Annotated in this window: 2 protein-coding genes; both read left to right on the top strand. The window is 29.1% G+C overall.

Features of this window, described 5'->3' with window-relative positions; all coding sequences use genetic code 11:
• Positions 1-122 precede the first annotated feature (122 nt).
• The gene (locus BUC03_RS15005; protein ID WP_073153946.1) at positions 123-1,088 is read left to right on the top strand and encodes a DUF3887 domain-containing protein; all 966 of its coding nucleotides are present in this window, start codon (positions 123-125) and stop codon (positions 1,086-1,088) included.
• Positions 1,089-1,584: 496 nt separating this feature from the next.
• Positions 1,585-1,893 (top strand): hypothetical protein, encoded by a 309-nt coding sequence (locus tag BUC03_RS15000; protein WP_143159224.1) that lies wholly within the window; start codon positions 1,585-1,587, stop codon positions 1,891-1,893.
• Positions 1,894-1,942: the final 49 nt, after the last annotated feature.

Raw genomic sequence — 1,942 nt, 5'->3', positions numbered from 1 at the left:
TCCTGCGGACACAGACGCAAAAGCGTCAAAGTTAGCTCTTTTTATTATCTTTACTCCTAACCTTCCCTTAGCTGGAAAATTATACAAAACCGTTGCCAGTAATTTGAACAGTACGAATAGAAATGAGAAATTTAAGCCTGATTTTATTAATTTTAATTCCATTATTGAGTTTCGGACAGACCGAAAAAGAAACTTATAAAAGAGTTTCGGCTAAATTTGAAGAATATTATAATTCTAATGAATACCAAAAAGTTTTTGACCTGTTTTCGACTGAAATGAAGTCATTTTTACCAATTGAAAAGACAACTGATTTAGTTAATGGACTTAAAACTCAAGCTGGAAAAATTGAAAAAAGAGAATTTACAAAATATGAAAACGGAACTTATGCTTCTTACAAAACTAATTTTGAGCGAGCTCTTTTTTCTGTAAACATCTCACTTGACAAAAACGGAAAAATAAACGGTTTGTTTGTTAAACCTTTCAAAGAAAGTAATCTACCAAAACTTGAAAGAAATAAAACGAAATTGATATTACCATTTAAAGAAGAATGGACGGTATTTTGGGGAGGAGACACTAAAGAACTGAATTATCACGTAGAAAGCGAAGCTCAAAAGAACGCTTTTGACATTGTTATTACCGACAAAAATGGAAAGTCCTTTAAAACAGATGGAAAAACAAACGAAGATTATTATGCTTTTGGAAAAGAACTGATTGCACCTTGTGATGCAGAAGTTATTCTTTCTGTAGATGGAGTTAAAGACAATATTCCAGGAGAATTAAATCCAATTTACGTACCTGGAAATACGGTCATTCTAAAAACAGAAAATGATGAATTTTTATTTTTTGCCCATTTCAAACAAAATTCTATTGTTGTTAAGCAAGGACAAAAAGTAAAACAAGGAGAATTATTAGGACTTTGTGGAAATTCAGGAAATTCTTCAGAAGCTCATTTACATTTTCATATTCAAAATATAGAAGATATGAACAAAGCTACTGGAGCGAAAAGTTATTTTTCCGAAATATTTGTGAATGGACAATTGAAAAAAGATTATTCGCCAATAAAAGGAGAGAAAGTGAAAAACAAATAAAAACTACTGGCAACACCGTATAATTCCAACTAAGGTTGGGTTGTGTCCTGCGGACACAGACGCAATAGCGTCAAAGTTAGCTCTTTTTACTATCTTTACTCTTAACCTTCCCTTAGCTGGGAAATTATACAAAACCGTTGGCAAACATTCAAAGAAAATCATCTCTACTCAAAAACTTAAATAGAAAATATGTTTTTATCTGGAATTACAATTCAGAATATAGTAATATTAATAATAATATTATTATCAGTATTTGGTTTTTTATTTTTTACAATTAATAAATTAATTAAAAGAACAAAATTTTATCAGAATAAAATTGAAAACAAAGGAATAATTAAAATTGGAATATTTCATATATTAATCTTAATTTCTTCTTTATTAATTATATCATTATTGATTTATGTAGCTTTCGAATTGTCCTTTGAATAATTTATATTGAAAAAGCATTAATGAAGGAACAAAAAAATATCTTAGAAATTATTATGGAATTGCAATCTTGGCAAATATTATTCCATTACTTATAATGATGATTAAAATTGGGAAAGTTCAAGGGGAAACTCAACTAGGTTATTTAATTTTTGGTGGTTGGAGTATTATATGTATGATTCTTTACGGATTTTACTTTGCTATTCCTGAATTTAATAGAGATTGGGAAAAAATCGTTGGATTATTAATTCCTACTATTATTTTGAGTTTAACTCTTTTTAAATTTCCATTATTTTCTATAGTAGTCGGATTGAATTTTATAATGAATGGATTATTCGCTTGGCACTTGAAAAAGAAAACGTTTGCCAACACCGTATAATTCCAACTAAGGTTTAGTTGTGTCCTGCGGACACAGACGCAAAAGCGTC

Source organism: Mesonia phycicola (assembly GCF_900141885.1).
GTDB classification, from domain to species: Bacteria; Bacteroidota; Bacteroidia; order Flavobacteriales; family Flavobacteriaceae; genus Mesonia; species Mesonia phycicola.
Note: the sequence above shows the minus strand (reverse complement) of the source record. Positions and strands in the feature narration are given on the sequence as shown.

Coding starts and splice junctions, on each gene's coding strand:
- BUC03_RS15005 (WP_073153946.1), top strand. CDS start 123: ATGAGAAATTTAAGCCTGATTTTATTAATTTTAATTCCATTATTGAGT.